General features: G+C 72.0%; 25 protein-coding genes. 22 read left to right on the top strand and 3 right to left on the bottom strand.

All coding sequences use genetic code 11. The features are described from left to right. Positions 1-39: 39 nt before the first annotated feature. From recF to G408_RS0110095, 10 genes are all read left to right on the top strand, one after another. Positions 40-1,185, top strand: a complete 1,146-nt coding sequence (gene recF, locus G408_RS14245) for a DNA replication/repair protein RecF (protein WP_051282877.1) — start codon at positions 40-42, stop codon at positions 1,183-1,185. 127 nt (positions 1,186-1,312) lie between these two features. Then, positions 1,313-3,757, top strand: a complete 2,445-nt coding sequence (gene gyrB / locus G408_RS0110135) for a DNA topoisomerase (ATP-hydrolyzing) subunit B (RefSeq protein ID WP_028770997.1) — start codon at positions 1,313-1,315, stop codon at positions 3,755-3,757. Further along, complete coding sequence (locus tag G408_RS0110130) at positions 3,757-4,518, top strand: CPBP family intramembrane glutamic endopeptidase (RefSeq protein WP_028770996.1); 762 nt, start codon at positions 3,757-3,759, stop codon at positions 4,516-4,518. Before gyrB ends, G408_RS0110130 begins: the two co-directional genes overlap by 1 nt. Positions 4,519-4,600: 82 nt before the next feature. Continuing rightward, complete coding sequence (locus G408_RS14235; protein WP_051282876.1) at positions 4,601-6,202, top strand: UUP1 family membrane protein; 1,602 nt, start codon at positions 4,601-4,603, stop codon at positions 6,200-6,202. 3 nt (positions 6,203-6,205) lie between these two features. After that, a complete protein-coding gene (locus tag G408_RS0110120; protein WP_051282875.1) occupies positions 6,206-7,177 on the top strand; it encodes an alpha-L-glutamate ligase-like protein in 972 nt (323 codons plus the stop codon). Between the two features lie 150 nt (positions 7,178-7,327). Next, complete coding sequence (locus G408_RS14230; protein WP_051282874.1) at positions 7,328-8,614, top strand: tetratricopeptide repeat protein; 1,287 nt, start codon at positions 7,328-7,330, stop codon at positions 8,612-8,614. A 107-nt stretch (positions 8,615-8,721) separates the two neighbouring features. Then, entirely contained in the window at positions 8,722-9,384 is a 663-nt protein-coding gene (locus tag G408_RS0110110) for an energy transducer TonB (protein WP_037412924.1), read from the top strand. A gap of 171 nt (positions 9,385-9,555) precedes the next feature. Further along, positions 9,556-10,218, top strand: a complete 663-nt coding sequence (locus tag G408_RS0110105; RefSeq protein ID WP_084628227.1) for a MotA/TolQ/ExbB proton channel family protein — start codon at positions 9,556-9,558, stop codon at positions 10,216-10,218. A gap of 36 nt (positions 10,219-10,254) precedes the next feature. Continuing rightward, the gene (locus G408_RS0110100; protein ID WP_028770992.1) at positions 10,255-10,671 is read left to right on the top strand and encodes an ExbD/TolR family protein; all 417 of its coding nucleotides are present in this window, start codon (positions 10,255-10,257) and stop codon (positions 10,669-10,671) included. Positions 10,672-10,674: 3 nt separating this feature from the next. Further along, the gene (locus G408_RS0110095; RefSeq protein WP_028770991.1) at positions 10,675-11,112 is read left to right on the top strand and encodes an ExbD/TolR family protein; all 438 of its coding nucleotides are present in this window, start codon (positions 10,675-10,677) and stop codon (positions 11,110-11,112) included. Positions 11,113-11,259: 147 nt separating this feature from the next. Here the strand turns inward: G408_RS0110095 and G408_RS0110090 are convergent, their stop codons facing one another. Further along, entirely contained in the window at positions 11,260-12,006 is a 747-nt protein-coding gene (locus G408_RS0110090) for a pyridoxine 5'-phosphate synthase (protein WP_028770990.1), read from the bottom strand. 65 nt (positions 12,007-12,071) lie between these two features. Between G408_RS0110090 and G408_RS14895 the strand changes: the two genes are divergently transcribed. Both G408_RS14895 and G408_RS15165 read left to right on the top strand, forming a co-directional pair. Next, positions 12,072-14,981, top strand: coding sequence for a GGDEF domain-containing protein (locus tag G408_RS14895; RefSeq protein WP_028770989.1), 2,910 nt, complete (start codon positions 12,072-12,074; stop codon positions 14,979-14,981). Further along, positions 14,914-15,141, top strand: a complete 228-nt coding sequence (locus tag G408_RS15165) for a DUF2256 domain-containing protein (RefSeq protein ID WP_425423352.1) — start codon at positions 14,914-14,916, stop codon at positions 15,139-15,141. Before G408_RS14895 ends, G408_RS15165 begins: the two co-directional genes overlap by 68 nt. Here the strand turns inward: G408_RS15165 and G408_RS0110080 are convergent. Next, the gene (locus G408_RS0110080; protein ID WP_028770988.1) at positions 15,078-15,344 is read right to left on the bottom strand and encodes a hypothetical protein; all 267 of its coding nucleotides are present in this window, start codon (positions 15,342-15,344) and stop codon (positions 15,078-15,080) included. The genes G408_RS15165 and G408_RS0110080 overlap by 64 nt on opposite strands. A 63-nt stretch (positions 15,345-15,407) precedes the next feature. Then, positions 15,408-16,853, bottom strand: a complete 1,446-nt coding sequence (gene cls / locus G408_RS0110075) for a cardiolipin synthase (RefSeq protein ID WP_084628196.1) — start codon at positions 16,851-16,853, stop codon at positions 15,408-15,410. 111 nt (positions 16,854-16,964) lie between these two features. Here cls and fliE point away from each other — a divergent pair, with 111 nt between their 5' ends. The 10 genes from fliE to G408_RS0110025 all read left to right on the top strand — a co-directional run bounded on the left by fliE (position 16,965) and on the right by G408_RS0110025 (position 26,457). After that, complete coding sequence (gene fliE, locus G408_RS0110070; RefSeq protein WP_028770986.1) at positions 16,965-17,339, top strand: flagellar hook-basal body complex protein FliE; 375 nt, start codon at positions 16,965-16,967, stop codon at positions 17,337-17,339. Between the two features lie 26 nt (positions 17,340-17,365). After that, on the top strand, positions 17,366-19,069 hold the full coding sequence (fliF, locus tag G408_RS0110065; protein ID WP_028770985.1) for a flagellar basal-body MS-ring/collar protein FliF: 1,704 nt from the start codon (positions 17,366-17,368) through the stop codon (positions 19,067-19,069). Further along, positions 19,062-20,069, top strand: a complete 1,008-nt coding sequence (fliG, locus tag G408_RS0110060; RefSeq protein ID WP_028770984.1) for a flagellar motor switch protein FliG — start codon at positions 19,062-19,064, stop codon at positions 20,067-20,069. The genes fliF and fliG overlap by 8 nt, the downstream gene beginning before the upstream one ends. After that, the gene (locus G408_RS0110055; protein ID WP_028770983.1) at positions 20,066-20,641 is read left to right on the top strand and encodes a FliH/SctL family protein; all 576 of its coding nucleotides are present in this window, start codon (positions 20,066-20,068) and stop codon (positions 20,639-20,641) included. The genes fliG and G408_RS0110055 overlap by 4 nt, the downstream gene beginning before the upstream one ends. Continuing rightward, positions 20,638-22,002, top strand: coding sequence for a FliI/YscN family ATPase (locus G408_RS0110050; protein WP_028770982.1), 1,365 nt, complete (start codon positions 20,638-20,640; stop codon positions 22,000-22,002). Before G408_RS0110055 ends, G408_RS0110050 begins: the two co-directional genes overlap by 4 nt. Next, positions 21,999-22,445 carry a flagellar export protein FliJ gene (gene fliJ, locus G408_RS0110045; protein ID WP_028770981.1) on the top strand — a complete coding sequence of 149 codons (447 nt, stop codon included), beginning with the start codon at positions 21,999-22,001 and terminating at the stop codon, positions 22,443-22,445. The genes G408_RS0110050 and fliJ overlap by 4 nt, the downstream gene beginning before the upstream one ends. Continuing rightward, positions 22,442-23,746 (top strand): flagellar hook-length control protein FliK, encoded by a 1,305-nt coding sequence (locus G408_RS14890; protein ID WP_028770980.1) that lies wholly within the window; start codon positions 22,442-22,444, stop codon positions 23,744-23,746. The genes fliJ and G408_RS14890 overlap by 4 nt, the downstream gene beginning before the upstream one ends. 120 nt (positions 23,747-23,866) lie before the next feature. Continuing rightward, on the top strand, positions 23,867-24,547 hold the full coding sequence (locus tag G408_RS0110035) for a YIP1 family protein (RefSeq protein ID WP_028770979.1): 681 nt from the start codon (positions 23,867-23,869) through the stop codon (positions 24,545-24,547). Positions 24,548-24,553: 6 nt separating this feature from the next. Beyond that, positions 24,554-25,759, top strand: coding sequence for an efflux RND transporter periplasmic adaptor subunit (locus tag G408_RS0110030; protein WP_028770978.1), 1,206 nt, complete (start codon positions 24,554-24,556; stop codon positions 25,757-25,759). Next, positions 25,756-26,457, top strand: coding sequence for an ABC transporter ATP-binding protein (locus G408_RS0110025; RefSeq protein WP_028770977.1), 702 nt, complete (start codon positions 25,756-25,758; stop codon positions 26,455-26,457). Before G408_RS0110030 ends, G408_RS0110025 begins: the two co-directional genes overlap by 4 nt. The last annotated feature ends 1 nt before the right edge of the window (position 26,458 follow it).

Genomic DNA, 26,458 nt, shown 5'->3' with positions numbered 1-26,458 from the left:
CCTGCCGGGCGTTCGTCTTTGCAGGCCTGAGGGCGCGGAATGCGGATCGACCGGTTCCACGTGGAACATCTGCGCTGCCTTGGCCGTGTCGAGCTGGAACTGGCCGGGCGTTCGGCCTGGCTGACCGGACCCAATGGGGCCGGCAAGACCAGCCTGCTGGAAGCCCTGTGCCTGCTGGGCTATGGCCGGAGCTTTCGGGCCCGGCCCGGCCAGGGCCTGATCCAGCGCGGGAAGACGGCCCTCGAAGTGGTGGCCCACTGGCGGGATGGCACCGGCCAGGGTCATGTCAGTGGTCTGCGCCATGGCGGCGAGCACTGGACGGCCCGCCGGGACGGCGAAGCGCTTTCGACCCTTGGAGGCCTGGCTGAGGGCTTTCCAGTGCTGTGTTTCCACCCCGCCTCCTCGGCCCTGGCCCAAGGTCCGGCCGAGGAACGCCGGCGTGCCCTCGACTGGCTGGTGTTCCATCTCGAACCCGGGTTTTCTTCCCTCGCCCGCCGCTATGCCCGGGCCCTGCGGCAGCGCAATGCCCTGCTGCGCAGCGGTGCGCCGGATGCCGAGTTCGAGCCCTGGGAGCAGGAACTGGGCCGCTGCGCCCATGCCATGACCCGGCAGCGGGCGGCGGCGGCGGGGTATCTGGAACAGGCACTGGCCGCCGTCTGGCCCCGGCTGTGTGAGGATTCCCCCCCGCCCCTCGGCCTGCGGCCCGGCTGGCGGGCCGAGGACTCGGCGCTGGAAGACCTGCTGCTGCTCAACCGTTCCCGCGACCGGGAACTGGGCTACACCACCATTGGCCCGCATCGCGCCGACCTGCAGTTTGGCGAGGCCTTCGGCGTGCCGCCCGAGCATTGGTCGCGGGGCCAGGCCAAGCTGGTGGCCCTGGCCCTCTGCCTCGCCCAGGCCGAAGCCCTGAGGCAGGCCCGCGGTCTTACGAGTCTGCTGCTGTTTGATGATCTCGGGGCCGAACTGGATGCCGGGCACCTCGGCCGGCTTCTGCACTGGCTGGCACGGGCACCGTATCAATGCCTCGTCACGGGCACCGGCCTGCCGGCGGCCTGTCCCGCCGAGGCTGCCCACTGGCCGGTGTTCCACGTGGAACAGGGCAAGGTCCGCCCGCTTTCCGCCCAGCTGGCAGCGCCCGTGACCGCTCCCGATGCCGCGCCGCCTCCCGGGGGGCAGGGGGTATAATCAGGCCGTTCCAACCGGCCCCGGCACTTCCGCTCCGCCCTGCCGGGACGGCCTCCACCGGCCTCCGGTTGGCCCTCTCCCCATCCCGCCTGCCGGCGTCTGCCGAGCGGCGGCCTGCGAGCAAGGCATGACGGAACAGACCAGCGGTACCCCGGCCACCCCGACCTACGACAGCTCCAGCATCACCGTGCTCCGCGGCCTCGAGGCCGTGCGCAAGCGCCCGGGCATGTACATCGGCGATGTGCACGACGGCACCGGCCTGCACCACATGGTCTTCGAGGTGGTGGACAACGCCATCGACGAGGCCCTGGCCGGCCACTGCGACCGGGTCGTGGTCACCCTGCACGCCGATGGCTCCTGCTCGGTGGCCGACAATGGCCGCGGCATCCCGGTCGACATCCACAAGGAAGAGGGGCGCTCCGCCGCCGAGGTCATCCTCACCGTGCTGCATGCCGGCGGCAAGTTCGACGACAACAGCTACAAGGTCTCCGGCGGCCTGCATGGCGTCGGCGTCTCGGTGGTGAACGCGCTCTCCGAGCGGCTCTGGCTGGACATCTGGCGCGAAGGCCAGCACCACCAGCAGGAGTACGCCCATGGCGAGCCGCTCTACCCGCTGAAGGCCGTCGGGCCTTCGCAGAAGCGCGGCACCACCCTGCGCTTCCTGCCCTCCAAGGAGACCTTCACCGATACCGAGTTCCACTTCGACGTGCTGGCCAAGCGCCTGCGCGAGCTCAGCTTCCTCAACTCCGGGGTGCGCATCGAGCTCATCGACGAGCGCGGCGAGGGGCGGCACGAGATCTTCGAATACGTGGGCGGCATCCAGAGCTTCGTCGAGCATCTCGCCTCGGTGAAGACGCCGCTGCACCCGCAGGTGATCGCCATGAGCGGCGAGCAGAACGGCATCACGGTGGAGATCGCCATGCAGTGGACCGATGCCTACCAGGAGACGGTGTACTGCTTCACCAACAACATCCCGCAGAAGGACGGCGGCACCCATCTTGCCGGCTTCCGTGCCGCACTGACGCGAACGCTCACGAACTACATCGAACAGAGCGGAACCGCGGCGAAGGCCAAGGTCGCCCTCTCCGGCGACGACATGCGTGAAGGCCTGATCGCCATCATTTCGGTGAAGGTGCCGGACCCCAGCTTCTCCAGCCAGACCAAGGAAAAGCTGGTCAGCTCCGACGTGAAGCCGGTGGTCGAGGCCATCGTCGGCGCCCGGCTGCAGGAGTTCCTGCAGGAGCATCCGCAGGAGGCCCGGATCATCACCGAGAAGGTGGTGGACGCCGCCCGCGCCCGCGAGGCGGCGCGCAAGGCCCGCGAACTCACCCGCCGCAAGGGGGCGCTGGACATCGCCGGCCTGCCCGGCAAGCTCGCCGACTGCCAGGAGAAAGACCCGGCGCTCTCCGAGCTCTTCATCGTCGAGGGCGATTCGGCCGGCGGCTCGGCGAAGCAGGGCCGCAACCGCAAGACCCAGGCCATCCTCCCGCTCAAGGGCAAGATCCTCAACGTCGAGCGCGCCCGCTTCGACCGCATGCTCGCCTCGGCCGAGGTCGGCACCCTGATCACCGCGCTGGGCTGCGGCATCGGCAAGGACGAGTACAACCCGGACAAGCTGCGCTACCACCGCATCATCCTGATGACCGACGCCGACGTCGACGGCTCGCACATCCGCACCCTGCTGCTCACCTTCTTCTACCGGCAGATGCCGGAGCTGATCGAGCGCGGCCACATCTACATCGGCCTGCCGCCGCTGTACAAGGTGAAGCAGGGCAAGACCGAGCTCTACCTCAAGGACGACCACGCACTCAGCGCCTATCTGATCCAGAACGCCATCGAGGGCGCCGAGCTGGTGCCGGCCGCCGGCGCCCCGCCGGTGCGCGGCGCCGCCCTCGAGGCCCTGATGCAGGCCGTGGCCTCGGCCCAGGAGACGGTGGAGCGCCACCGCCACCGCATCGATGCCGCGGTGCTGGAGGCGATCTACCAGGCGCCGCCGCTCTCGCCCGCGCTGTTCGCCGATGCCGGCGCGCTCGCTGCATGGTGCGATGCACAAAACGCCAGGCTCGAGGCCCGCGGCCCCGGCCGGCCGCAGTACCGGCTGCGCGGCCAGGCCGAGGCCGGCGACCAGCCCGGGGCGCTGCTGGTCGAAAAGCGCCACCACGGCCTCACCAGCACCCAGACCATCGCCGCCGCGCAGCTGCTCACCGGTGAGCTCAAGGCGCTCACCGATACCGCCCGGCAACTCGCCGAACTCGCCCTGGGCGAGGGCGCGATGGTGCTGCGCGGCAACCGCCAGCAGCCGGTGCGTGATTTTGCCGCGGCGCAGCACTGGCTGCTCGAGGAAGCCAAGAAGGGCCGCACCATCCAGCGCTTCAAGGGCCTGGGCGAGATGAACCCGGAGCAGCTCTGGGAGACCACGGTGAACCCCGAGACCCGGCGCCTGCTGCGGGTGCGGATCGAGGATGCGGTGGCCGCCGACCAGATCTTCTCCACCCTGATGGGGGACATCGTCGAGCCCCGGCGCGCCTTCATCGAAGACAACGCCCTGCGCGTCGGCAATCTCGACGTCTGATGCCGGCCGCCGCCCTCCCCCCGCGGCCGGCCCCCTCGAGTCTCCCGGCCCTGGCGGGCTGGACCGGCCTCGACCTGCTGTTCGGCGCCGGCCTCGTCTTCGCCACGGTCTTCCTGCTCGGACTAGCCCTCGGCCTCGCCCAGCGTCTCGGCTTCGATCCCGGTCCGCCGCTCGCGGCCCTCGGCGGCCTGCCGGCGCGCTTCATTCCCCTCAGCCTCATCGGCACCGCGCTCGCCGGCACCGTGCTCTACGCCCTGCACCGCCGGCGCCTGCCGGCACCCGGAAAGGGGCCGAGGGGCGCCCGCCTGCTGCTAGCCAGCCTGCTGCTCGCCCTCGGCCTGCAGGCGCTGGCCGTGGCGCTCGCTAGCCTGGGAGAGGCCATCGGCCTGTCCACCACCGGCAGCAATGTGCCGCTGATCCGCCTCGCCTTCGAAGAGGCGCCGCTGCTGACCGCCTTCGCGGTGCTGGTGCTGGCGCCGGTGGGCGAGGAACTGGTGTTCCGCCGGGTGCTGCTGGAACGCTTCGCCCGCGCCGGGCGGGGGCTCCTGGGCCTGCTCGTCACCGCCTGCGTCTTCGCCCTCGTCCACGAGCCGCTGCCGGCCGGGCGCGGGCTGCCGGCCTGGGGCCTCACGCTTGGCACCTACCTGCTGATGGGCCTCGGCTTCGGCCTGTTCTACCTGCGCACCCGGCGCGTCGACGCCGCCATCCTCGCCCACGCCCTGCTCAACGCCCTGGGCCTCGCCCTAGTGCTGGCGGCCTGATGCCGCGCCGGCCGCACGGGGCCTCGGGTACACTGCCGCGACCCCGCGCGCCGATGCCGCGCGGGCCGACACGGAACGCCGAATGAGCAAGCGCCACCTCTACGTCCTCGCGTTCGCGATCTTTGCCCTCGCCAGCGCGGCCATCGTCTACAAGTGGCAGGTGCTCAAGTTCCCGCTGCAGCCCGACGAGACGGTGCAGGTGTGGACGGTGCAGGCGCACGTCGAGTTCCAGCCGCAGCGCCGTGCCAACGTGGTCAACCTGCAGCTGCCCTTCCTCACCCCGGGCTGGATCGCGCTCGACGAGCGCTTCGTCGCCCGCGGCTACTCGCGCATCCCGGAGCGCGAGGCCCAGGGCCGCAAGGTGGTGTGGGCCACGCGCAACGCCGTGGGCGAGCAGGACCTCTACTACCGCGCCACCTTCGTGCGCTCGCAGCTCGCCGTCGGCACCCTGCTGCCGGAGCTGGTGCCCGAACTGCGCACCCCGCCCGAGCTCGAGCGCCCCTACCAGCTCGCCGCCCAGGAACTGCTCGACAGCGTGCGCGACCGCTCGGCCGACATCACCACCTTCGCCCGCGAGCTGATCCGCCGCCTCACCGCCAGCCCGGACGAGGATGCCCAGCTGCTGCTCGACCGCTACGCCCGCCGCGACCGCACCGGTGAGATCGACGACGAGCTGCGTACCCGCTTCATCGTCGACCTGCTCGCGATCCGCAACATCCCGGCGCGCATGGTGCAGGGCCTGCGCCTCGTGGAAGGCGGCGGCGAGGGTCGCATCGAGCCCTGGCTGCTGGTGCACACCGGCACCGAATGGCGGCTGCTCGACCCGCGCACCGCCGCCGAGGGCCTGCCCGCCGACCTGCTGCTGTGGAACGTCTCGCCCGATCCACTCCTGGTGCTCGACAGCGAGGCCAGGCCCAGCCTGCGCTTCACCGTGGGCTACAACCTCGCCGATGCCATGGCCATGGCCCAGCGCCGGCTCGAGGTGCAGGACGCCAACTACATCCGCTGGTCGTTGCTCTCCCTGCCGCTGCAGGCGCAGGAGGTGTACAAGGTGCTGCTGCTGGTGCCGATCGGCGCCTTCATGATGCTGATCCTGCGCAACATCGTCGGCATCAAGACCTACGGCACCTTCATGCCGGTGCTGGTGGCCCTGGCCTTCCGCGAGACCGCGCTGGTGGCCGGCATCACCCTGTTCGTGCTGGTGGTCGGCGCCGGCCTGCTGGTGCGCTTCTACCTCGAGCGCCTGCGCCTGCTGCTGGTGCCCCGCCTCACCGCCATCCTCATCATGGTGGTGCTGCTGATGGCCCTGATCTCGGTGCTGGCCAACCGCATGGATCTCGAGGTCGGGCTCTCGGTGGCCCTGTTCCCGATGGTGATCATGGCCATGACCATCGAGCGCATGTCGGTGGCCTGGGACGAGCGCGGCGCCGGCACCGCGATCAAGGAAGGCATCGGCACCATGGTGGTGGCGGCCATGGCCTACCTGGTGATGAGCTGGGACCGGCTGGAGCACCTGATCTATGTCTATCCCGAGTTCCTGCTCTGGCTGTTCGCCGCCGCCCTGGTGCTCGGCCGCTACTCCGGCTACCGCCTCACCGAGCTGGTACGCTTCCGCGCGCTCGCCCGCGAGGCCGACCCGATCGCGCCACCGCCCGCCGCCGGCACCGACGCGCCGAAGGCCTGAGCCATGGGCCTGTGGAATCCCTTCGAGATCGCCCGCCGGCTGAACCGGCTCGGCCTCGTCGGCATCGGCCGGCGCAATGCCGAGTTCGTGCTGATGTACAACCCGCGCAAGTTCTACCCGCGGGTGGACGACAAGCTGATCACCAAGAAGCTGGCCCTGGCCGCCGGCCTGCCGGTGCCCGAGCTCTATGCGGTGGTGCGCGAGGAGCACGAGATCGGCGAGCTGCACGAGAAGCTGAAGGACCGCGAGAGCTTCGTGGTGAAGCCGGCGCACGGCTCCGGCGGTGACGGCATCCTCGTCATCAGCGGCCGCCGCGGCGAGAAGTACCGTCGTGCCAACGGCAGCCTGATGGCCCGCGAGGAGTTCGAGCACCACCTGAGCAACGGCCTCTCGGGCCTGTTCTCGCTCGGCGGCCAGCCCGACCACCTGCTGGTCGAGTACTGCGTGCAGTTCGACCCGATCTTCGAGCGGGTCAGCTTCAAGGGCGTGCCCGACATCCGCATCATCGTCTTCCTCGGCTACCCGGTGATGGCGATGATCCGCCTGCCGACCCGGCTCTCGGACGGCAAGGCCAACCTGCACCAGGGCGCGATCGGTGTCGGCATCGACCTGCCCTCGGGCATCACCAAGCGCGGGGTCTGGGGCTCGGAGATCATCCGCGACCACCCGGACACCGAGCACAGCATCGTCGGCCTGTCGATCCCGCGCTGGGACGAGCTGCTGCACATGGCGGCACGCTGCTACGAGCTTTCCGGCCTCGGCTACATCGGCGTCGATTTCGTGCTCGACAAGCACAAGGGCCCGCTGATCCTCGAGCTCAATGCCCGCCCCGGGCTCGCCATCCAGATGGCCAATGCCAATGGCCTGCTGCCGCGGCTGCGCAAGGTGCAGGCGCTGGAGGCGGCCGGCCGCCTGTCGAAGGACCCGGCCGAGCGGGTGGCCTTCGCCCGGGCGAACTTCGCCACCACGGGCTGAAGACCGCGTCCCGGGTTCGTTAAGGCGCCGTTTCGTCCGCGTGACACCGGCCTGAACGGCCTTGTCCGGACGGGAATTCGCTTGAGTACGGGCCACTCCAAGCCTTACCCTCGCCAGCCTTGTTCGTCGCTGCCCGTGCCTGGAGCCGCCATGTCCGCATCCCGTTCCCTCCTCGTCGGCCTCGCCCTGTTCACCGCGGCCGTCTACGCCCTGCCCGCCGAGGCGCAGCTCAGCCGCTCCAATGCCCGCGAGGCCCGGGAAGCCCGCGCCCAGCAGGCGGCGCCGAACTATCCCGAGGCCACCCGCACCGAGCCCGGGCTGAAGATCTCCTCGCGCTACTCGCGCCAGTTCAACCAGCTGGTCAAGGCCATCAACGACGACGACGATCCGGAGAAGGCCCGCCGTCTCGCCGATGGCCTGCTCGCCGAGGACCGGCTGAATGCCTATGAGCGCGCCTTCGCCGCGCAGATCGCCGGCACCGCTGCGCTGGAAATGGACGATCTTGCCGCCGCCAAGGGCTACTACCGCACGGCGATCGAGGCCAATGGCCTCGACAACAACGGCCATTTCGGCGTGATGCTCAACCTCGCCATCGCCCATCTCAACGACGACGAGGCCGCGGAAGCGATCGCCGTCATGGAGCGCTTCTTCGCCGAGTCGAAGTCGAAGAATCCCGACCACCACTACATGCTGGCGGGTGCCTACCACCAGGCCGAGGACTTCGCCAAGGCCGTCGATGCGCTGAAGACCGCCATTGCCCTCTCGCCCTCGCCGAAGCCGGAATGGAAGCGGCTGCTGTTCTCCTCGCTGATGGAGCTCGACCGGGCGCAGGAGGCGGTGGCCGTGGGCGAGGAACTGCTGGCCGCGGCGCCGGACGACAAGCGCATGGTCTTCGCCCTGGCCTCCACCTATCTCGATCTTGGCCAGCAGGACCGCGCCATCGCCCTCGTCGAGGGCGCCCGCGCCAAGGGGCTGCTCACCGAATCGCGCGATTACCAGACGCTCTACTCGCTCTATTTCAATGCCGAGGGCAAGGAGCGCGAGGTGATCGCCGTGATCGAGGAAGGCCTCGCCAAGGGCGTCCTGAACCGCGACCTGCAGACCCTGAATGCCTTGGCCCAGGCCGCCTACTTCTCCGAGGACATCCCCAAGGCCATCGCCGCCTACACCGAGGCCGCGGCCCTGGATCCCAAGGGCGACACCGGCCTCAACCTCGCCAAGGTGCTCTCCGGCGAGGGCGAGGACGCCAAGGCCCGCGATGCCGCCCGGGCCGCCCTGGCCAAGGGCGTGTCCAAGCCCGGTGATGCCTGGATGGTGATCGCCCGTTCCGAGGCCCAGCTCGACAACCGCGCCGGCGCCCGCGCCGCGCTGCAGGAGGCGGCCAAGTACGCCGAGACCCGCGACCAGGCCAACCGCATGCTGCAGCAGATGCGCTGATCCCTTCACATTTCCGGGGCCATTCGCGGTATCCAGCGCCGCATTCATCCCGTACTATTGACGGCCCGCCCGCGGGCGGGTCCCCAATTCCCGAGCCGGCTCTACGCATGACGGACAATCGCATCTACGGCACCCGCGTCCCCGCGCCCTTCAGCTGGCCGCGGACCATCGGCCTGGCCTTCGCCATCGCCCTGCACGTGGCCGGCGGCCTTGCCCTCCTGGTGCCGATCAACAACCAGGCCGCCGAGGAGGAGGTGGAGCGGGTGGTGAACGTCAGCTTCATCGAGCCGCCGCCGCCGCCGCCGCCGCCGCCGCCGCCGCCGCCGGAACCGCCCAAGGTGGTGCAGAAGATCGTGCAGACGCCGGTCACCCCCACCACCGTGCCGCCGCCGCCGGAAGAGCCGCCGGTGGTCTTCGATGATGCCAGCGCCCTCGACATCCAGGCGCCGCCGCCGGCCCCGCCGGCCCCGCCGGCCCCGCCGAGCGATTTCGCGCCCTCCGAGGACATCGCCGGCCGCCGCCTGAACCCGCCGCGCTATCCGCCGCAGGAAGCCCGCCGCTGTATCGGTGGCGAGGTGATGCTGCGCGTGACCATCGACGCCCAGGGCAACGTGCTCGAGGTCGATGTCGAGCGCACCAGCCGCAACCGCAACCTCGACCGCGCGGCCATGGACGCCGCCCGCCGCTGGACCTTCAAGGCCGGTCTGCGCAATGGCCAGCCGGTCGGTGGCGCGGTCCTCGTCCCCGTCAACTTCACTCCTCCCTGCTAATCCAACCGAAGGTATCCACGTATGCTGCAGGACAACACCACCAACGCGCCGGCGGCTGAGGCCGCTGCTCCGGCGGCTTCGGTCGCGACCAACATCCCGCTGACCGCTCCCGCCACCGCGGCGCAGACGGTGCAGCCGGACACGGGGGCCGACTTCAGCTTCCAGGCCGTGATGGACCACATGGGTCCGGTCAACTGGGCCGTGTTCATCGCCCTCGTGATCATGTCGATCGTGTCCTGGTACTACACGGTGATGAAGAGCATCAAGCTCCTGCGCATCCGTGGCCGCGCCGACCGCGTGACCGGCACCTTCTGGCAGACCAGCAATGCCCAGGAAGCGATCCGCTTCATGGAGGAGCAGCCGGGCTGGGAGCCGTTCTCGAAGATCGCGCTGGACTGCGCCCAGTCCGCCGCCCACCACCAGAAGTCGGAAGGCCGCCTCGCCGAGGCCCTGAACCGCTCGGAGTTCATCGACCGCGCCCTGCGCCAGGCGGTGGCCCGTGAGTCGCAGTCGCTGGAGGACGGCCAGACCTGGCTCGCCACCACCGGCGCCATCGCGCCCTTCGTCGGTCTGCTCGGCACCGTGTGGGGCATCCTGATGGCCCTGGTCGGCCTCTCGGCCTCGGGCGAGAGCTCGATCAAGGCGGTGGCCGGCCCGGTGGGCGAGGCGCTGATCATGACCGCCATCGGTCTTGCCGTGGCCATCCCGGCGGTGATCGCGTTCAACTACTTCAACCGCATCAACCGCAAGCTGATCGCGCAGTTCGACGCCTTCGCGCACGACCTGCACGACTTCTTCGCCACCGGCGCCCGCGTGGGCGGGGACAAGCGCTAAGGGGGGCCTCGCGCCCCCAGCCAGGGAGATCCCTCGATGGCCTTCAGTGCCGATTCCGACAACGCAGGCGGCTTCAACGAGCCGAACGTCGTGCCGCTGGTCGACGTGATGCTCGTGCTGCTCATCATCTTCATGGTCACCGCCTCGGTGTCGCAGAACGTGCGCGTCGAGCTGCCGAAGGCGAGCGTCGATGAGCGCCCGCCTTCGGTGAAGGTCACGCCGATCACCATCACCGTCCGCGAGGCCGGCACGGTGTTCTGGGGTGACGAGGAGCTGGCCAGCAAGGACGCCCTCGACGCCCGCCTGGCGGTGGAGGCGCAGAAGACGCCGCAGCCGGAGGTGCTGCTGCGCGCCGACAAGGAAACCCGCTACGCCCTGATCCAGGACGTGACCACCCGGGTGCGCGTGGCTGGCATGCGTTCGATCAACTACATTTCCGAGCCGGAGAGCTGATCCATGGCCTTTTCCGCAGGTTCCGGTTCCGGCCCCAAGGCCGACATGAACGTGGTGCCGCTGATCGACATCCTGCTGGTGCTGCTCATCATCTTCATGGTGACGGCGCCGACGCCGGCCTCGTGGATCAACATCACCCTGCCGCAGCGCAGCCCCAACCCGCCGGAGAACCCGAAGGAGCCGCCGCCGCCGGTGTCGCTCAAGATCACCTCCTCCGGCGAGGTGCTGCTCAACAACACCCCGGCGCCGATGGCCACCCTGCAGGCGCAGTTCGAGGACATCTCGCAGGTGCGCACCCAGCTCCTGCCGGTGGACGAACAGCCGCGCATTGAGGTCGAGGTCGATCCGGCTGCGGAGTACGAGGTGCTGGCCAAGGTGCTGGCGCGGGCGAAGAATGCCCGGCTCGAGAAGATCGCCTTCGTCGACCAGACCCCGCAGTGAGCCTGGGCGGCCTCGCCGCCCGAGGCAGGGAGTGGAAACGCCGCCCTTCGGGGCGGCGTTTTTTCATTGCCGCGGCAAGCCTCCGGGCAGCGGGGCGTGGCCTGCCGCCCGGACTGGGCCGCGGTGCTGCCTGGGCTTTTTGCGCCTTCAGCCGCCGGTGATGGCGCGGTAGCGGCGCACCGTTTCGGCCAGGCCCTCCACCAGGGCCTCGGCCACCAGGGCATGGCCGATCGATACTTCGAGCACACCCGGCACGGCGGCGAGGAAGCGCCCGAGATTGGCCTGCGAGAGGTCATGGCCGGCATTCACCCCGAGGCCGAGGGCCTGGGCGGCCCGGGCCGTGGCCTGGCAGTCGGCAAGGGCGGCAGCCTCGCCCGGCTGGCCGAAGGCGGCGGCATAGGGCCCGGTATAGATCTCGATGCGCTCGGCGCCGGCGGCGCGGATCGGGTCGAGCCGGAGGGTGCCGGGATCGACGAACAGCGAGACCCGGCAGCCCAGGGCGCGGAAGGCCGCGATCTCGTCCGCCAGCGCAGGGGGCAGGGCCGCGGGGTCGAAGCCGTGGTCGGAGGTCAGCTGGCCGTCGGCATCCGGTACGAAGGTGACCTGCGCCGGCCGGGCCTCGCGGGCCAGGGCCAGGAGGCCGGGGTAGCCGGGGCGCGGCGGGGCGAAAGGATTGCCCTCGATATTGAACTCCACCCCGGCGGGCAGGGCGGCGGCGATGGCCTGCACGTCCTCGGCGGTGATGTGGCGGCGGTCGGGCCGCGGATGCACGGTGATGCCCCGGGCCCCGGCCTCGACGCAGTGCAGGGCCAGGGCCCGCGGGCAGGGCAGGGTGCCGCCGCGCGAGTTGCGCAGCACGGCGATCTTGTTGACGTTGACGCTGAGCAGGGTCATCGGGGCGGGACGGGCGTGACGGCGCCCGGCATCCTAGCGGAAGCGGGCATGCGCATAATCGCCCCATGCCCGGCCTGTCCGCCCTTGCCCGCCGTCTTGCCTGCCTTGCCTGGCTCGGGCTGCTGGCGGCCCCGTGGCCCGCCCCTGCCCCGGCCGCGGAGCCGGGGCCAGCCACCGCGGTCACCGCCCGCGGCCTGCAGGGCGCGCCGATCCTGCAGCGGATCGGCCCCGAGGTCTACCGCGCCACGCCCGCCCTGTGGTCGGTGGCCACCGCGCCGGGCAAGGTCTATGTCGCCTCGGCCGACGGGGTGCTGGTCTACGACGGGGTGGAATGGAGCACCGTGCCGCTGCCGGTGGGGGTGAATGCCACCCTGGTGCGGCGGCTGGCCGATGGCACGGTGATGGTGGGCGGCAACGACACCTACGGCCGGCTCGAGCTCGATCCGCTGCAGGGCTACCGCTACGTCGACCTTCTCGCCACGAGCGGCCTGCCCGAGGCCGACCGCCGGCTCGGGCCGGTGTGGGAAATCCTCGAGACGCCGGACGGCATCTATCTGCAGTCGCAGCATTTCCTGCACCTGCTGCCGGCGCGTGGCGGCGATACCCGCAGCTGGCCGCTGGGGCCGGACATGCGTTCGCTGCTCAGCTTCGGCGGCGAGCTCTATGCCCGCATCCAGGGCCGCGGCCTGGGGTTCCTGCGGGGCGGCGAACATCAGCTGTTCCCCGGGGGCGAGACCTTCGCCGACACCCCGGTGGCGGCCGTGCTGGGCTGGGGCGGCAGCCGCTTCGTGGTGGCCGGCAGCGGGGTCTGGCGGCTCGACGACCACGGCACCGAGCTCGCCCTGCCTTGGCCGGGCGGGGCGCTGTCGGTGTACACCGCGATCGGCCTCGATGGCGGGGGCTTTCTCGTCTCCACGCTGGATGGAGAGCTCTTGTGGGTGGATGCCGGGCTGCGCCTGCGGCAGCGGGTCGAGCTCGGTGAACACTCGCTGCTCGACCTTGCCCGCGACAACGAAGGCGGGCTGTGGGCGGTGACCGATACCGAGGTGCTGCGTCTCGTCATGCCCTCGCCCTGGTCGGTCCTCGACCGCCGGCATGGCATCCGCGGGGTGGTGGCCGATACCGCCGAGTTCGACGGCGCGCTCTGGGTGGCCAGCGCCCGCGGCCTGTTCCGCCTGCAGGCCGACGGCCAGGGCGGTGTGCGGGCCGAGGCCCTGCCCTGGGCCGAGCTCGAGACCTACATGCTGCTGGCCGACGAGCGCCACCTGCTGGTGGCCGAGCGCAATGGCCTGCGCCAGCTGCGACCGGGCCAGCGCGAGCCGACGGTACTGCACGACGGCGAGGCGGTGCTGCTGGTGCAGCCGGTGCGCGGCCGCAGCGATCTTGCGGTGGCGGTGTCCGACCATGCCTTCTTCCTGCTCGCCCGCACCGGCCCCGAGGGCTGGCAGCTGCGCCGTCGCTGGCCACTGGAGGGCATGGCGGTGATCGATCTCGTGCAGACCGCCCCGGGCGAGTTCTGGCTCAGCGACGACCGCGGCGCGCCGCGGCGCTGGCGGATCGAGCTCGATACCGCCACCCGGCAGTCCGACGAGGCCTTCGGCGCCGACCAGGGCCTGCCCATCGACGGGCCCGACCGGCCCAAGCTGTACTTCGTCGATGGCGAGCTCTCGGCCTGGTCGAAGGGGCGCACCTACCGCTTCGACCGCAGCGCCGAGCGCTTCGTCGAGGCGCCGACCCCGGAGTGGATCGCCAGCCTGGTGCAGCCGGGCAAGCTCAGTGTGGTGGAAACCCCGATGGGCTTGTTCGCGGTGACCCCGCGCGACCTGCTGCTGCGGCCAGCGGCTACGCTCGCCTGGGAGCGGGTCCATGTCGGTGGTTGGGCCAGTACCGGCTTCGGTCTGCCGCGGGTGAGCCGCGGCGGCGTGCTGCGGGTGCCGGTGTGGAACGGCATCCTGCAGTACGCCCCGGACGGCCCGGTGCCGGCCCTGCCGCCGCTGGCGGTGGAGTTCGACCAGCTCGTGGTGGCTCCGCCGGGTGAAGCCCCCCGCCTCGGCGAGGTGCTGCGCGGAGCCCTCGAACTGCGCTCGCAGGAGCCGATCCGGATGCGCTTTACCCTGAAGAGCCTGGAGCCCGGGGCGCGTTTCCGCTACCGCCTGATGCCGCTGGTGCCGGACTTCTCCGACTGGGCCGACCGCGATCTTTCGATCCGTGGTCTCGACCCCGGGGAATACCTGCTGGAGGTGGAGGGCCAGCTGCCCAGCGGCCGCGCCATCGCCCCGTTGCGCCTGCGCCTTCTGGTGACCCCGCGCCTGCACGAAGAACCACTGCTGCGCATCCTCGCCCTCGCCGGTTTCGGCGCCCTGATGGTCTGGGCCTCGCGCGCGCTCGGCCGCCGGCGCTTGGCGCGGGTGGAGGCGCAGAACCGCCTGCTCGAACAGCGCATCGCCGACCGCACCCTGGAACTGGAACGGGCCAATGCCCGGCTGGCGGAGATGGCGGTGGAGGACCCGCTCACCGGCCTGCACAACCGCCGCGCCCTGGAGCAGGCGCTGGCCCGCGAGTGGGCGCGCTGCGCCGAGCAGGACCTGCCGCTCTCGGCGCTGATGATCGATGTCGACCACTTCAAGCGCTACAACGACCATCACGGCCATCTCGAGGGCGACCGGGTGCTGGTGGACGTGGCCGCCCTGCTGCGCACCGGCCTTTCCCCGCCGCTCGAGATGCTGGCCCGCTACGGCGGCGAGGAGTTCACCCTGCTGCTGCCGGGCACCGATGCCGCGGCCGCGGAGCAGCGCGCCGAACGGCTCTGCGAGGTGGTGGGTCGGGCCCGGATCGGGGTCACCATCAGCATCGGAGTGGCGGTGATGTACCCGGCGCGCGGCGAGCTGCCGATGAGCCTGCTGCGCCGTGCCGACCAGGCGCTCTACGAGGCCAAGCGTCTCGGCCGCAACCGGGTGGTCCGTGCCGAGGCGTGAGTCGCGGCGGCCAGCGCGGCCGGAGAAGACCTGCCCGGCCTGCCAGCGGCCCTTCCAGTGGCGGAAGAAGTGGGAGCGCGACTGGGAGCAGGTGGTCTACTGCTCGGAGGCCTGCCGCAGGGGCAGGCCCCGGGGTTCGGGCCCCAGGGCCTCGAGCTGAGCCCGCAGCCGCTGCAGCTCGGCCTCGTCGAGCAGCCGGGCCGAGACCAGCCGCGCCTCGCGCTGGCGCAGCCAGGCGAGGGTGCCGGCGAGCAGCAGGCCGAGCGCCAGGCCGAGGCAGGCCAGCACCGCGATGCTGCCGAGGCGGGGCAGGAGGGCGAGGGCGAAGGCGGTGAGCGCGGCGGCGTAGGCGAGCCAGGGCATCGGAGGGCCTCGGGGCGGAGGGGCTTCCAGTCTAGTGCCTGTGGCCGGCGGGGCGCCGCGGGTTCAGAGCACCGGCGCCAGCAGGCGGGCGAAGCTGTCGGCATAGGCGCGCCAGCCGCCGGGCTGCCAGCCGGGCGGCACCACTGCCGACTGCGCGAGATCAGCGGCGATGCGCCGCTCCAGGGCCGCGGCCACGGCAGTGTCGCGGAACAGCACCGAGAGCTCGAAGTTCAGCCAGAAGCTGCGCGGATCGACATTCGCGCTGCCGATGATGGCCGTATCGCCATCGACCAGCAGGGCCTTGCCGTGCAGCATGCGCGGCTGGAACTCGAACACCCGCACCCCGGCGGCCAGCAGCTCGGGGTAGAAGCTGCGCGCCGCCGCGCGCACCACCCGCGAATCGTTGCGGTTGGGCAGCAGCAGGCGCACGTCCAGCCCGCGCAGGGCCGCCGAAGTGAGCGCCAGCAGCACCGCGGCGTCCGGCACGAAGTAGGGGGTCATCATCCACACCCGCTGGCGCGCGGTGTGCAGGGCATCCACGTAGAGCCGGTGGATCGGCGCCAGCGGGTTGTCGGGGCCGGAGGGCACCAGCTGGCAGCGGATGCCACCGGGCGGCTGCGGCGGCCAGTCGGCGGCGGCGGTGAGCAGGCGGCCGGTGGCGTAATGCCAGTCTTCGGCGAAGGCGAGCTGCAGGGCCGAGACCACCTCGCCCTCCATGCGCAGGTGCAGGTCGTGGAAGGCCGCGGCCGAGGCGCGCTCGCTCTGGCTGTCGGAGATGTTCACCCCGCCGGTGAAGCCGATCCGGCCATCGATCACCGCGATCTTGCGGTGGGTGCGCAGATTGAGGGTGGGTCGCCACACCAGGTGGCCGAGACGCAGCGGATGGAACCACGCCACCTCCGCCCCGGCGGCGCTCAGCGGGGCGAGGAAGCGCGGCGAGCAGCGCCGCGAGCCCAGGCCATCGAGCAGCAGGCGCACCGCCACGCCCGCGCGGGCGCGGGCGGCGAGCAGGTCGCGCAGGCGGGTGCCCACGCTGTCCGGCTCGAAGATGTAGTACTCGAGGTGGATCGAATGCCGGGCCGCGGCGATGGCGCTGAACAGGGCCTCGAAGGTGGATTCGCCGCCGGTGATGAGATCGACCCGGCAGGCCTGGGTGGGGGCCACGCCGGTGCTCGCCTCGATGAGCCGCTCGCGGCCGTCGGCCACCATCTCCCCTGGCCGCGGCAGTGGGGCGCGGTGGAAGGCGCTGCGGGCACGCTGGCGCTTCAGGCGGCGGCGGCGGATGCGCTGCGGCCCCAGCCACCAGTACACCGCCCAGCCCAGCACCGGCAGCCAGGCCAGGGCCAGCAGCCAGGCCAGGGTGGCCACCGGCTCGCGGCGCTGGCGCACGATCCACAGCGCCAGCACCAGCACGTAGACGCCCCAGACCGCGGCGATCCACGGCGAGACCGTGCCCGGGCCCCAGCCGGCCAGCAGCGAGGCGGTGAGATCGGAGACATGCGCCGACATGCCCCCATGCTCGCATGCCGGCCCGGCGGTTTGACGTCGGCCCGGTGGCGGTGGCGGCTGGCACGCGGCTTGCAGCCTCCCCCGCACCTGCCTGTCCGATGCCGCCATGCCATGACCGACGCCATCAGCTCCGTGCTGTCGCAGATCCGCAGCTACCAGGCGCAGATGGCGAGCCTGCAGGGAGCTGCGGGTGCGGCCGGCCCCGCCGCTCCCGGCGCCGCGCCGGCGGCAACCGGCCTGGGGGCCAGCCCGGCGGTGGCGGCGCCGAGCTTCGGCGAGGCGCTCGGCAACGCGATCCGCAAAGTGAACACCCTGCAGGCCCAGACCCGCGAGCTGCAGGCCGCCTTCGAACGTGGCGACCCCAGGGCCGATCTGGCCCGGGTGATGGTCGCCGCCCAGGCCTCCTCGGTGGCCTTCCGCGCCACGGTGGAGGTGCGCAACCGCCTGGTGCAGGCCTATCAGGACGTCATGAACATGCCGCTGTGAGGCGGCCTTGTAAGGACTGCTGACCGATGAATGCCGTCGCCCTGCCTCCCAGCCCGCCCGCCGCCGGCTTCCTCGCCCAGCTCTCGCGCGCCGGGCTGCCGCGCCAGCTCTGGGCCATGGGCCTGCTCACCCTGGCGATCGCCGCCGGGCTCTGGGCCTTCTTCTGGACCCAGAAGCCGCCGCTGGTGACGGTGCAATCGGGCACCAATGCCGCCACCGCCGGCGAGTTCGCCCAGGTGCTGCGCGCGGCGCAGATCCCGGTCGAGATCGACCCCGCCACCGGCGACGTGAAGGTGCCGCAGGAGCGCCTGCAGGAAGCCCGCATGGCGCTCGCCAGTTCCGGGCTTGGCAGCAGCGACGGCCCGGGCATGGCCCTGATCGAGCGCGACCCCGGCTTCGGCGTCAGCCAGTTCGTCGAGACGGCGCGCTACCAGCGGGCGCTGGAGACCGAGCTCGCCAAGACCATCCGCCAGCTGCGGCCGATCCGCGAGGCGCGGGTGCATCTCGCCCTGCCGCGGCCCTCCGCCTTCACCCGCCAGCAGCAGCCGGCCGCCGCCTCGGTGGTGGTGGGCCTGCTGCCCGGCCGCTTCCTCAAGCCCGACGAGGTGCAGGCCATCCAGCACCTGGTGGCCAACGGCATCCCCAACCTGGTGCCCGAGCGGGTGACGGTGGTGGACGAGACGGGCCGCCTGCTCACCCGCGACAAGCCCGACTCGCCGAATGCCATCAGCGCCGAGCAGTTCGCCCTGACCCGCGAGAAGGAGGCCAGCATCGCCGCCAAGGTGGCCAGCCTGATCGAGCCCCTGGTCGGCATCGGCCGGGTGCGCAGCGAGGTGGCGCTGGACATGGATTTCTCCGCCGTGGAGGAGGCGCGCGAGGTCTATGCGCCGGATTCCGCCCAGCTGCGCAGCGAGCAGGTGAGCGACCAGCGCCGCGCCGAGGCCGGCGACCGCGGCATCCCCGGCGCCACCAGCAATACCCCCCCCGGCCCCGAGGCCACGGCCGATACCGCCGCTGCGGGGCCGGTGGAATCGAGCAGCAGCCGCACCCGCAACTTCGAACTCGACCGCACCCTCACCCATGTGCGCCAGCCGGTGGGTCGGGTGCGCCGCCTCACCGTGGCGGTGGTGGTGGACAACATCCCCAATCTGCCCGGTGCCGCCCTCGCCGCTCCGGCCGAAGGCGCGGCACCCGCGCCCGAGGCGCCGGCCGGCGCCCTGCGCCCCCTGAGCGCCGACGAGCTTTCGCGCATCGAGGCCCTAGTGAAACAGGCGGTGGGCTTCGATGCCGAGCGCGGCGATGTGGTGACGGTGGTGAACGCGCCCTTCATCGCCCCCGAGCCGCTGGAGGAGGCCGCCCCGCCCCTGTGGGAGAACCCGCTGGTCTGGCAGGTGGCGAGGATTGCCGTGGGCGCCCTGCTGGTGCTGCTGGTGGCCTTCCTGGTGCTGCGCCCGGCCCTGAAGCAGCTGCTGGCGGCGCCGGCCCCGGCGGAGGACGCCGGCGCCGGGCGGGCGTATGCTGGCGAGGGTGGCCCGATGCTGCCCGGGGCCGAAGGCACGGCCCCCGGGGCGCCGGGCACCCAGCTCGCCCTGGCGCAGCCGGGCGGGGCCGGGGCCCTGCCGCCGCCGACCAGCATCGAGGGCAAGATCGAGTTCGCGCGCAACGCCGTCAAGGAAGATCCGCGCCGCGTCGCCCAGGTCGTGAAGGAATGGATCGCGAGCGATGGCTGACAAGAAAGGCGAATTCAGCGGCGTGGAGAAGGCCGCGATCCTGATGCTCTCGCTCGGCGAGCTCGAGGCCGCCGAGGTGCTGAAGCACATGACGGCGAAGGAAGTGCAGAAGGTCGGCCAGGCCATGGCCACGGTCGGCGGCGTCTCGCGCGAGCAGATCGAGGCGGTGATGGGCGAGTTCGCCCAGACCCTCGACAAGCAGACCTCGGTGGGCATCGGTGCCGATGACTACGTGCGCAAGGTGCTGGTGCAGGCCCTGGGCGAGGACAAGGCCGGCAGCGTGATCGACCGCATCCTGCTCGGGCGCAACAGCTCGGGCATGGAGATGCTGAAGTGGATGGATCCGCGCGCCATCGCCGACCTCATCCGCAACGAGCACCCGCAGATCATGGCCATCGTGCTCTCGCACCTCGAGCCCGACCAGGCCGCCGAGACCCTCAAGTGCTTCCCCGAGCGGGTGCGCGCCGACGTGCTGCTGCGCGTGGCCACCCTCGACAACGTGCCGCCGGTGGCGCTCAACGAACTCAACGAGGTGATGGAAAAGCAGTTCGCCGGCGCGCAGAGCAGCAAGGCCACCACCATCGGCGGGGTGAAGACCGCGGCCAACATCCTCAACTTCGTCGATACCGGGCAGGACCAGGTGATCCTGGGCGCCATCGGCAAGGTCGACCAGGGCCTCGCCGACCAGATCCAGGAACTGATGTTCGTCTTCGACGACCTTGCCGGCATCGACGACAAATCGATGCAGACCATCCTGCGCGAGGTGCCGGGTGACCGCCTGCCGCTGGCCCTGCGCGGCGCCTCGCCGGAAGTGAAGGAGAAGGTGCTGAAGAACATGTCGCAGCGCGCCGCGCAGATCCTCAAGGAAGACATGGAGGACCGTGGCCCGGTCAAGCTTTCCGAGGTCGAGGCGGCGCAGAAGGAGATCCTCTCCATCGTCCGCCGCCTGGCCGATGAGGGCACGATCTCGCTCGGCGGCGCCAAGGAGGAGATGGTATGAGCGCCGAACCTGCCCTGTGGCGGGCCCCGGTGCTGGATGCCCCGCCCCCCCCGAAGCCGCCCTCGATCGAGGAGCTGCAGCGCATCGAGGAGGCGGCGCGCCGCGAGGGCTTCGAAGCCGGCCGCCGCGAAGGCTTCAAGGCCGGCGAGGCCGAAGTGCGCCGGTTGGTGGCACAGATCGAGGGCGTGGTCGAGGCCATGGCCCGGCCGCTCGGCCGGCTCGAGGACGAAGTGCATGCGGCCCTGGCGCAGATGGCGGTGCGGGTGGCCGGGGCCCTGCTCGGCCGCGCCTACGAGGCCGAGCCGGAACTGCTGGCGCAGCTGGTGCGCACCGCCCTCGAGGCCGTGGGCCCGGGGCAACGTACCCTCGAGATCCGCCTCAATCCCGAGGATGCCGTGCTTTTGAAGCCCTGGCTGCCGGAATGGCCGGATGCCCGGGTGGTGCCCGATCCGCAGCTTGCCCGCGCCGACGTGCGCATCCACGGCGATGGCGTGCGCATCGATGCCCGCACCGATGCCCGCCTGCAGGCCGCACTGGCCGCCGTGCTGCAGGCGCCCGGGAGCCTGCCATGAACACCGCCACTGGCCTGCTGCTGGAACACCGCGCTGCCCGGCTCGCCGCCCGGCTTGCCGCCCCCCTGCCGCCCATCGAGCGCCAGGGCCTGGTGCGCGAGGGCGTGCTACGCCGGGCCATCGGTCTTACCCTCGAGGCCGAGGGCTGCGAAGTGCCCTTGGGCTCGGCGGTGCGCATCGAAGCCCAGGGCGGCGGCTTCGTCGAGGCCGAGGTGGTGGGCTTCGCCGGTGACAAGACCTATCTCATGCCCACCACCGACCTGCACGGCCTGCTGCCGCGGGCCCGGGTGCTGCCGGGCTGGGCGCGTGGCCGCGTGGCGGTAGGCGAAGGTCTGCTCGGCCGGGTGATCGACAGCGACGGCCACGCCCTCGACGGCCGGCCCACGCCGCGCCCGGATGCCTACCTCGGGCTCACTGGCCTGCCGATCAACCCGCTCTCGCGCGAGCCGATCACCCAGGGCCTCGACGTCGGCGTGCGCGCCATCAATGCCCTGCTGCCGATCGGCCGCGGCCAGCGCGTGGGCCTGTTCGCCGGTTCCGGCGTCGGCAAGTCCACCCTGCTCGGCATGATGACCCGCTTCACCCGCGCCGACGTGGTGGTGGTGGGCCTGATCGGCGAGCGCGGCCGCGAGGTACGCGATTTCGTCGAGGCCACCCTCGGCCCTGATGGCCTGAAGCGTGCGGTGGTGGTGGCGGCGCCGGCCGACCGACCGCCGCTGGCGCGCATCCACGGCGCCCTGCGCGCCACTGCGATCGCCGAGTACTTCCGCGACCAGGGCCTCGATGTGCTGCTGCTGATGGATTCGCTCACCCGCTTCGCCCAGGCCCAGCGCGAGATCGGCCTGTCGATCGGCGAGCCGCCCACCACCCGCGGCTATCCGCCCTCGGTGTTCGCCAGGCTGCCCGCGCTCTGCGAGCGCGCTGGCATGGGGCCGGCCGGGCGCGGCTCGATCACCGCCTTCTACACCGTGCTCACCGAGGGCGATGATCCGCAAGAGCCGATCGCCGACGCCGCCCGCGCCATTCTCGACGGCCACATCGTGCTCGACCGCCGCATCGCCGATTCCGGGCTCTACCCGGCGATCGACGTCGAGCGCTCGGTGTCCCGCGTGGTCACCGAGATCGCCGACCTTGCCTGGCGCGAGCGCATCCGCCGCCTGAAGCGCCTGCTCGCCGCGCACTCGGCGCAGCGCGACCTGATCACCATCGGTGCCTACCAGCGCGGCGCCGATCCGCTGGTGGACGAGGCCATCGCCCGCTGGCCGGCCATCCAGGCCTTCCTCGCCCAGGACGTGCACGAGGCCGCCAGCCTCGAGGACAGCAAGGCCGCACTCGCGCAGTTGCTGGAGGGCCCGGCATGAACTCGAAGCGCCTCGATCCCCTGATCCGCCGCGCCGAGAAGCGCGAGGACACGCTGGCCAAGGAGCTGGCGAAGAAGGTGCAGGCTCATGAGCAACAGGTCCGCCGTCTCGAGGACCTGGCCCGTTTTCGCACCGAATACGAGACCCTGCCGGCTCCTGGCACGGCGCTCAGTTCCAGCCTGCTGAAGAACCGCGCCGCTTTTCTCGCCAGGATCGACGATGCCGTGAGCCTGCAGGCAAAGCAGCTCGCCAGCAGTGAGGAGGCCCTGGCCATCGAGCGCACCCGCCTATTGCTCGCCAGCCGCGACAAACTGGTGCTGGAGAAGCTGGCCGCCAGCTACCGCCTGGCCGAGCGCAAGCTCGAGGAGCGCCGCGAGCAGTCGGTGCTGGACGAGCTGGCGGCCCGCCAGCACTGCCGGCCCTCGCCGGAGGATGGCCGATGAAAGCCCCCGATCTCCGCCCGCAGGCCATCGCCGCCCCGGCGCCGCCCCCCGATCCGGCCACGCCGGTCGATCCGGCCGTGCCTGCCGGCCTGTTCGCCGCTGCCCTGCAGCAGGCCGCGCCTGCCGAACCGGCAGAGCGCGGCGATGCCGCCGGCCCGCTGCTTGCGCCGGCCGACGCCGCACTGGTCACCACGCCGGCGGCGGCGCCCCTGTCCCTGGCCACCGGGCCGATGCCCCGTCCGCCGGGCGTGGCCCCGCCCGCGGCGGGTGCGTCCCTCGCGGGGCCGTCCCCCACTCCGGCGGTGGTCGCCGTGCCATCGCCCGCCGCGACGATCGCTGCGACGACAGGTCCGGCCTCGCCCATGGACGCTGCGGCTCCGGCCGCCGCCTGGCCGCCGCCCGGCCTGTCCTCCCTGTTCCCCGCCGCGCCGCTGTTCGCCGGCCACGGCACCGCACCGGCCGCGGTCGCGGCACCGGCTTTGCCCGCAGCGGCGGCCCTGCCCGCCGCCGCGACGCCCGCGCTGCCGGTGGCGTCCGGCTCCGCCGCCGTGGCGCTGCCCCCCGGTCTCGCCGCGGCGACGGCCTCCACGCCGGTGGCGGCCGGGGCGCGCGCAGGAGCCGGACCTGCCGGCGCCCGGGCGGGGATCGCGGCCGCCGCCCTCGCGGCAGGCCCGGCGCCGCTCGCCATGGCGCTGGCCGCCGCAGGCCGGGGGCTCGTCTTGCCCGCCGGCGCTGATCGCCACGGCGAGGGCGAGCCCGGCCTCGCGCCGACCCCCGCCGCGCTGGCCGCCCTGGCCACGGGCTTGCCGCTGCCTCCGCTTTCCGGCACCGGCCTGCCGCGCCTCGACCTGCACACCGCCTTCCCGCAGGCCCCGCTACTGCATGGCGCGCGCTTCAGCGAAGACCTCGGCGCCCGCCTGCAGTGGATGGCCGGGCGCGGCGGCGGCGAGGCCACCCTGCGCGTCGCGCCCGAGGGCCTGGGTCCGGTCGAGATCCGCCTGAGCCTGGAGGGCGACCGGGTCGATCTCGGCTTCCTCGCCACCCAGGCCGAAACCCGCCACGCGCTCGAGCAGGCCCTGCCGCGGCTGCGCGAGCTGCTGGCCCAGCAGGGCCTGAGCCTGGGGCAGGCCGATGTCGGCGAGCGCCCGCCACCGCGCGGCGGCGAGGCCGGCGACCGGGGCTTTGCGGGCAGCGCAGGCCATGCGGCACAGGACCGCGGCAGCGCTGCCGGTGAATCTGAGGCGCAGGTAATCCTGCCGACACCGCGTGCCGGCAACGGCCTGCTCGATCTCTACGCCTGAAGCATTTTCGGTAGGCGCGCGGTCTGGATGACCGCAGGCTGCATGACCATCGTCACTTCCGCGTGGCTGCAGGGCCGGGCAGGGTGCGGCTCTCCCCCCGTATGCGCAGGAGAGCGCCGCATGAGCCTCGTCGATGTCTTCCTCGAACCCACCCGGCATTTCGAGGCCCAGCGCGAGCGGCCCACGGTGCTGCTGCCGCTCGCCCTCTTCGTGCTGGCGGTGGCGGGCTTCACCCTCGCCTACTTCCTGCGCGTCGACCCCGACTGGTACGCCGATTTCGCGCTGACCATGGCCGGCCGCGAGATGACCGCCGCCGAGATCGCCCAGGCCAAGCAGTTCATGCCCTCGGCCGAGGTGCAGGGCTATATCGGCGCGGTGGTCCTGGCCATCGTCCTGCCGCTGATGTTCGCCCTCTTCGCCCTCTACTACTTCCTCGCCGGCAAGGTGGCGGGCGCGGCGCTGTCCTTCAAGCATGCCTTCGCCCTGGTCGTCTGGGCGAGCCTGCCGGGTCTTCTCGGCTACGTCGTCGGCCTCGTCGGCGCCTTCACCATGGCGCCGCAGACCCCGCAGCACGCGCTGATGCTCACCCACGTCGATCCGCTGCTGGTGCAGCTGCCCTTCGATCATGCCTTCAGCAGCCTCGCCAAGCAGTTCGACCTGCTGGCCCTGTGGTCCATCGGTCTTACCGCCCTCGGCTGGAAGGTGATGACCCGCGGCGGCTGGGGCGGCGCCCTGTTCGTGGCCCTGCTGCCGAACGTGCTCATCTATGGCGCCTGGCTCGCCTGGGCGCTCACCCGCTGACCGCCCATGCCCATTCCGAAGAAAGCCCTGGTGGCGGGCGGCATCGTCCTGGTGCTGGCCCTGCCCTTCCTGGTGAAGCGCGGCGGCGGCGATGCGCTGGAGGTGACCCTGGCCACCGCGGCGCCGCAGGCGATCCGCCCGAGCATCCTCGCCTCCGGCACCCTGGCGTACCGCACCGAGGTGAACCTCACTTCCGAGGTGCTGGCCCGGGTGGCCGAGGTACTGGTGGAAGAGGGCGAGCAGGTGCGTGCCGGCCAGGTGCTGCTGCGCCTCGACCCGGAGACCTACCGCAATGCCATCGAGCGTGAGGAGGCCACGCGCCGGCAGGCCGCGATCGCCATCGAGCGCCAGCGTGCGGCCCTGGCCCTGCGCGAGAAGCAGTTCGAGCGCTTCGAGCGGCTGATGGCGGCCCGCACCATCGATGCCGCGCGCTTCGACGAGGAGAAGAACCAGCTCGCGCTGGCGCGCATCGAGCTCAAGAGCAGCGAGGAGGCCCTGCGCCGCGCCGAGGCGGTGCTCGCCGAGGCCCGCGAGCTGCTGCAGAAGACCGAGGTGGTCTCGCCGATCGACGGCACCGTGGTGGCGGTGTCGATCAAGGTGGGCGAGACCGCCGTGCCCTCCACTCAGGCCTTCGCCGGGGCGCAGCTGATGCGCATCGCCGACACCAGCGCCATCGAGGCGCGGCTGAAGGTGGACGAGGCCGACGTGGCCCGGGTGGTGGTGGGGCAGGCCGTGGAGGTGTTCCCTGCCGCGCATGCCGACACCGCGGTGCCGGGCACGGTGCGGCGGGTGGCGCTCTCGCCCCTCGTCGAGAACCAGGGCCGCGCCTACGAGGTGATCGCCGAGCTGGATCCGCCCGCCGACCTGTCCCTGCGATCGGGCATGAGCGCCCGGGCCAACGTCTTCCTCGGCGATGGCAGCCGGACGCTCGCCGTGCCGGTGGAGGCGGTACAGAGCAGCGAGCCCGAGCCGCGCCGGATCGTCCACCACCTGTGGACCGTGGTCGATGGCCGCGCCCGCCGGGTGGAGGTCCGCCTCGGCGAGGCCGACGACCGCTGGCAGGGCATCGCCTCCGGTCTCGCCGAGGGCGACGTGGTGGTGGCCGGCCCGGCGCGCCTCTTGCGGCAGATGGCCGAAGGCACGGCGGTGAAGGCCGCCACGCCGAAGGCCACGGCCGACGAGGCCGGTGACGAGGCGGACGCCGACGCGTGATCGAGCTCTCCGCCATCCACAAGCATTACCGGATGGGCGAGCAGGAGGTGCGCGCCCTCGACGGCGTGGACCTCGTGATCGGCCGCAACGAGTACGTGGCCCTCGTCGGGCCCTCGGGCTCGGGCAAGTCCACCCTGATGAACCTGCTGGGCTGCCTCGATACCCCCACTTCCGGCCGCTACCTGCTGAACGGCCGCGACACGGCGCAACTTACCGAGGACGAGCTGGCGCGGGTGCGCAACCGCGAGGTGGGCTTCGTGTTCCAGAGCTTCCACCTGCTGCCGCGCATGAGCGTGCTCGACAACGTGATGCAGCCCCTGGTCTACCGCGGCCTGCCGCGGGCCGAGCGCCGCCGCCGCGCCATCGAGGCCCTGGAGCGGGTGGGCCTCGGCAATCGTCTCGACCACCGGCCCAACCAGCTCTCCGGTGGCCAGCGCCAGCGCGTGGCGGTGGCCCGCGCCCTCGTGGGCGAGCCCTCGCTGCTGCTGGCGGACGAACCCACCGGCAACCTCGACTCGCGCACCTCGGCCGAGATCATGGCCCTGTTCGACGCCCTGCATGCCCAGGGCCAGACGCTGGTAGTGGTCACCCACGAGCCGGATATCGCCGCGCACTGCCGGCGCACCGTGCGGGTGATGGACGGCCGCATCGTCGGGGACCACCCCAATCCGCCGCGCGCGGCGGCCGGAGCGGCCTGAG

Origin of the sequence: Silanimonas lenta DSM 16282 (assembly GCF_000429065.1) — a bacterium.
Taxonomy (GTDB): domain Bacteria; phylum Pseudomonadota; class Gammaproteobacteria; order Xanthomonadales; family Xanthomonadaceae; genus Silanimonas; species Silanimonas lenta.
The sequence above is the reverse complement of the archived record's forward strand: the minus strand, read 5'-3'. Positions and strand labels throughout refer to the sequence as shown.

Coding starts and splice junctions, on each gene's coding strand:
- G408_RS0110110 (WP_037412924.1), top strand. CDS start 8,722: ATGACGGACAATCGCATCTACGGCACCCGCGTCCCCGCGCCCTTCAGC.
- G408_RS0110090 (WP_028770990.1), bottom strand. CDS start 12,006: ATGACCCTGCTCAGCGTCAACGTCAACAAGATCGCCGTGCTGCGCAAC.
- recF (WP_051282877.1), top strand. CDS start 40: ATGCGGATCGACCGGTTCCACGTGGAACATCTGCGCTGCCTTGGCCGT.
- G408_RS0110120 (WP_051282875.1), top strand. CDS start 6,206: ATGGGCCTGTGGAATCCCTTCGAGATCGCCCGCCGGCTGAACCGGCTC.
- cls (WP_084628196.1), bottom strand. CDS start 16,853: ATGTCGGCGCATGTCTCCGATCTCACCGCCTCGCTGCTGGCCGGCTGG.
- G408_RS0110030 (WP_028770978.1), top strand. CDS start 24,554: ATGCCCATTCCGAAGAAAGCCCTGGTGGCGGGCGGCATCGTCCTGGTG.
- G408_RS14230 (WP_051282874.1), top strand. CDS start 7,328: ATGTCCGCATCCCGTTCCCTCCTCGTCGGCCTCGCCCTGTTCACCGCG.
- G408_RS0110105 (WP_084628227.1), top strand. CDS start 9,556: ATGGACCACATGGGTCCGGTCAACTGGGCCGTGTTCATCGCCCTCGTG.
- G408_RS0110050 (WP_028770982.1), top strand. CDS start 20,638: ATGAACACCGCCACTGGCCTGCTGCTGGAACACCGCGCTGCCCGGCTC.
- gyrB (WP_028770997.1), top strand. CDS start 1,313: ATGACGGAACAGACCAGCGGTACCCCGGCCACCCCGACCTACGACAGC.
- G408_RS0110055 (WP_028770983.1), top strand. CDS start 20,066: ATGAGCGCCGAACCTGCCCTGTGGCGGGCCCCGGTGCTGGATGCCCCG.
- G408_RS14235 (WP_051282876.1), top strand. CDS start 4,601: ATGAGCAAGCGCCACCTCTACGTCCTCGCGTTCGCGATCTTTGCCCTC.
- fliE (WP_028770986.1), top strand. CDS start 16,965: ATGACCGACGCCATCAGCTCCGTGCTGTCGCAGATCCGCAGCTACCAG.
- fliG (WP_028770984.1), top strand. CDS start 19,062: ATGGCTGACAAGAAAGGCGAATTCAGCGGCGTGGAGAAGGCCGCGATC.
- fliJ (WP_028770981.1), top strand. CDS start 21,999: ATGAACTCGAAGCGCCTCGATCCCCTGATCCGCCGCGCCGAGAAGCGC.
- G408_RS0110100 (WP_028770992.1), top strand. CDS start 10,255: ATGGCCTTCAGTGCCGATTCCGACAACGCAGGCGGCTTCAACGAGCCG.
- G408_RS14895 (WP_028770989.1), top strand. CDS start 12,072: ATGCCCGGCCTGTCCGCCCTTGCCCGCCGTCTTGCCTGCCTTGCCTGG.
- G408_RS14890 (WP_028770980.1), top strand. CDS start 22,442: ATGAAAGCCCCCGATCTCCGCCCGCAGGCCATCGCCGCCCCGGCGCCG.
- G408_RS0110130 (WP_028770996.1), top strand. CDS start 3,757: ATGCCGGCCGCCGCCCTCCCCCCGCGGCCGGCCCCCTCGAGTCTCCCG.
- G408_RS0110095 (WP_028770991.1), top strand. CDS start 10,675: ATGGCCTTTTCCGCAGGTTCCGGTTCCGGCCCCAAGGCCGACATGAAC.
- fliF (WP_028770985.1), top strand. CDS start 17,366: ATGAATGCCGTCGCCCTGCCTCCCAGCCCGCCCGCCGCCGGCTTCCTC.
- G408_RS0110035 (WP_028770979.1), top strand. CDS start 23,867: ATGAGCCTCGTCGATGTCTTCCTCGAACCCACCCGGCATTTCGAGGCC.
- G408_RS0110080 (WP_028770988.1), bottom strand. CDS start 15,344: ATGCCCTGGCTCGCCTACGCCGCCGCGCTCACCGCCTTCGCCCTCGCC.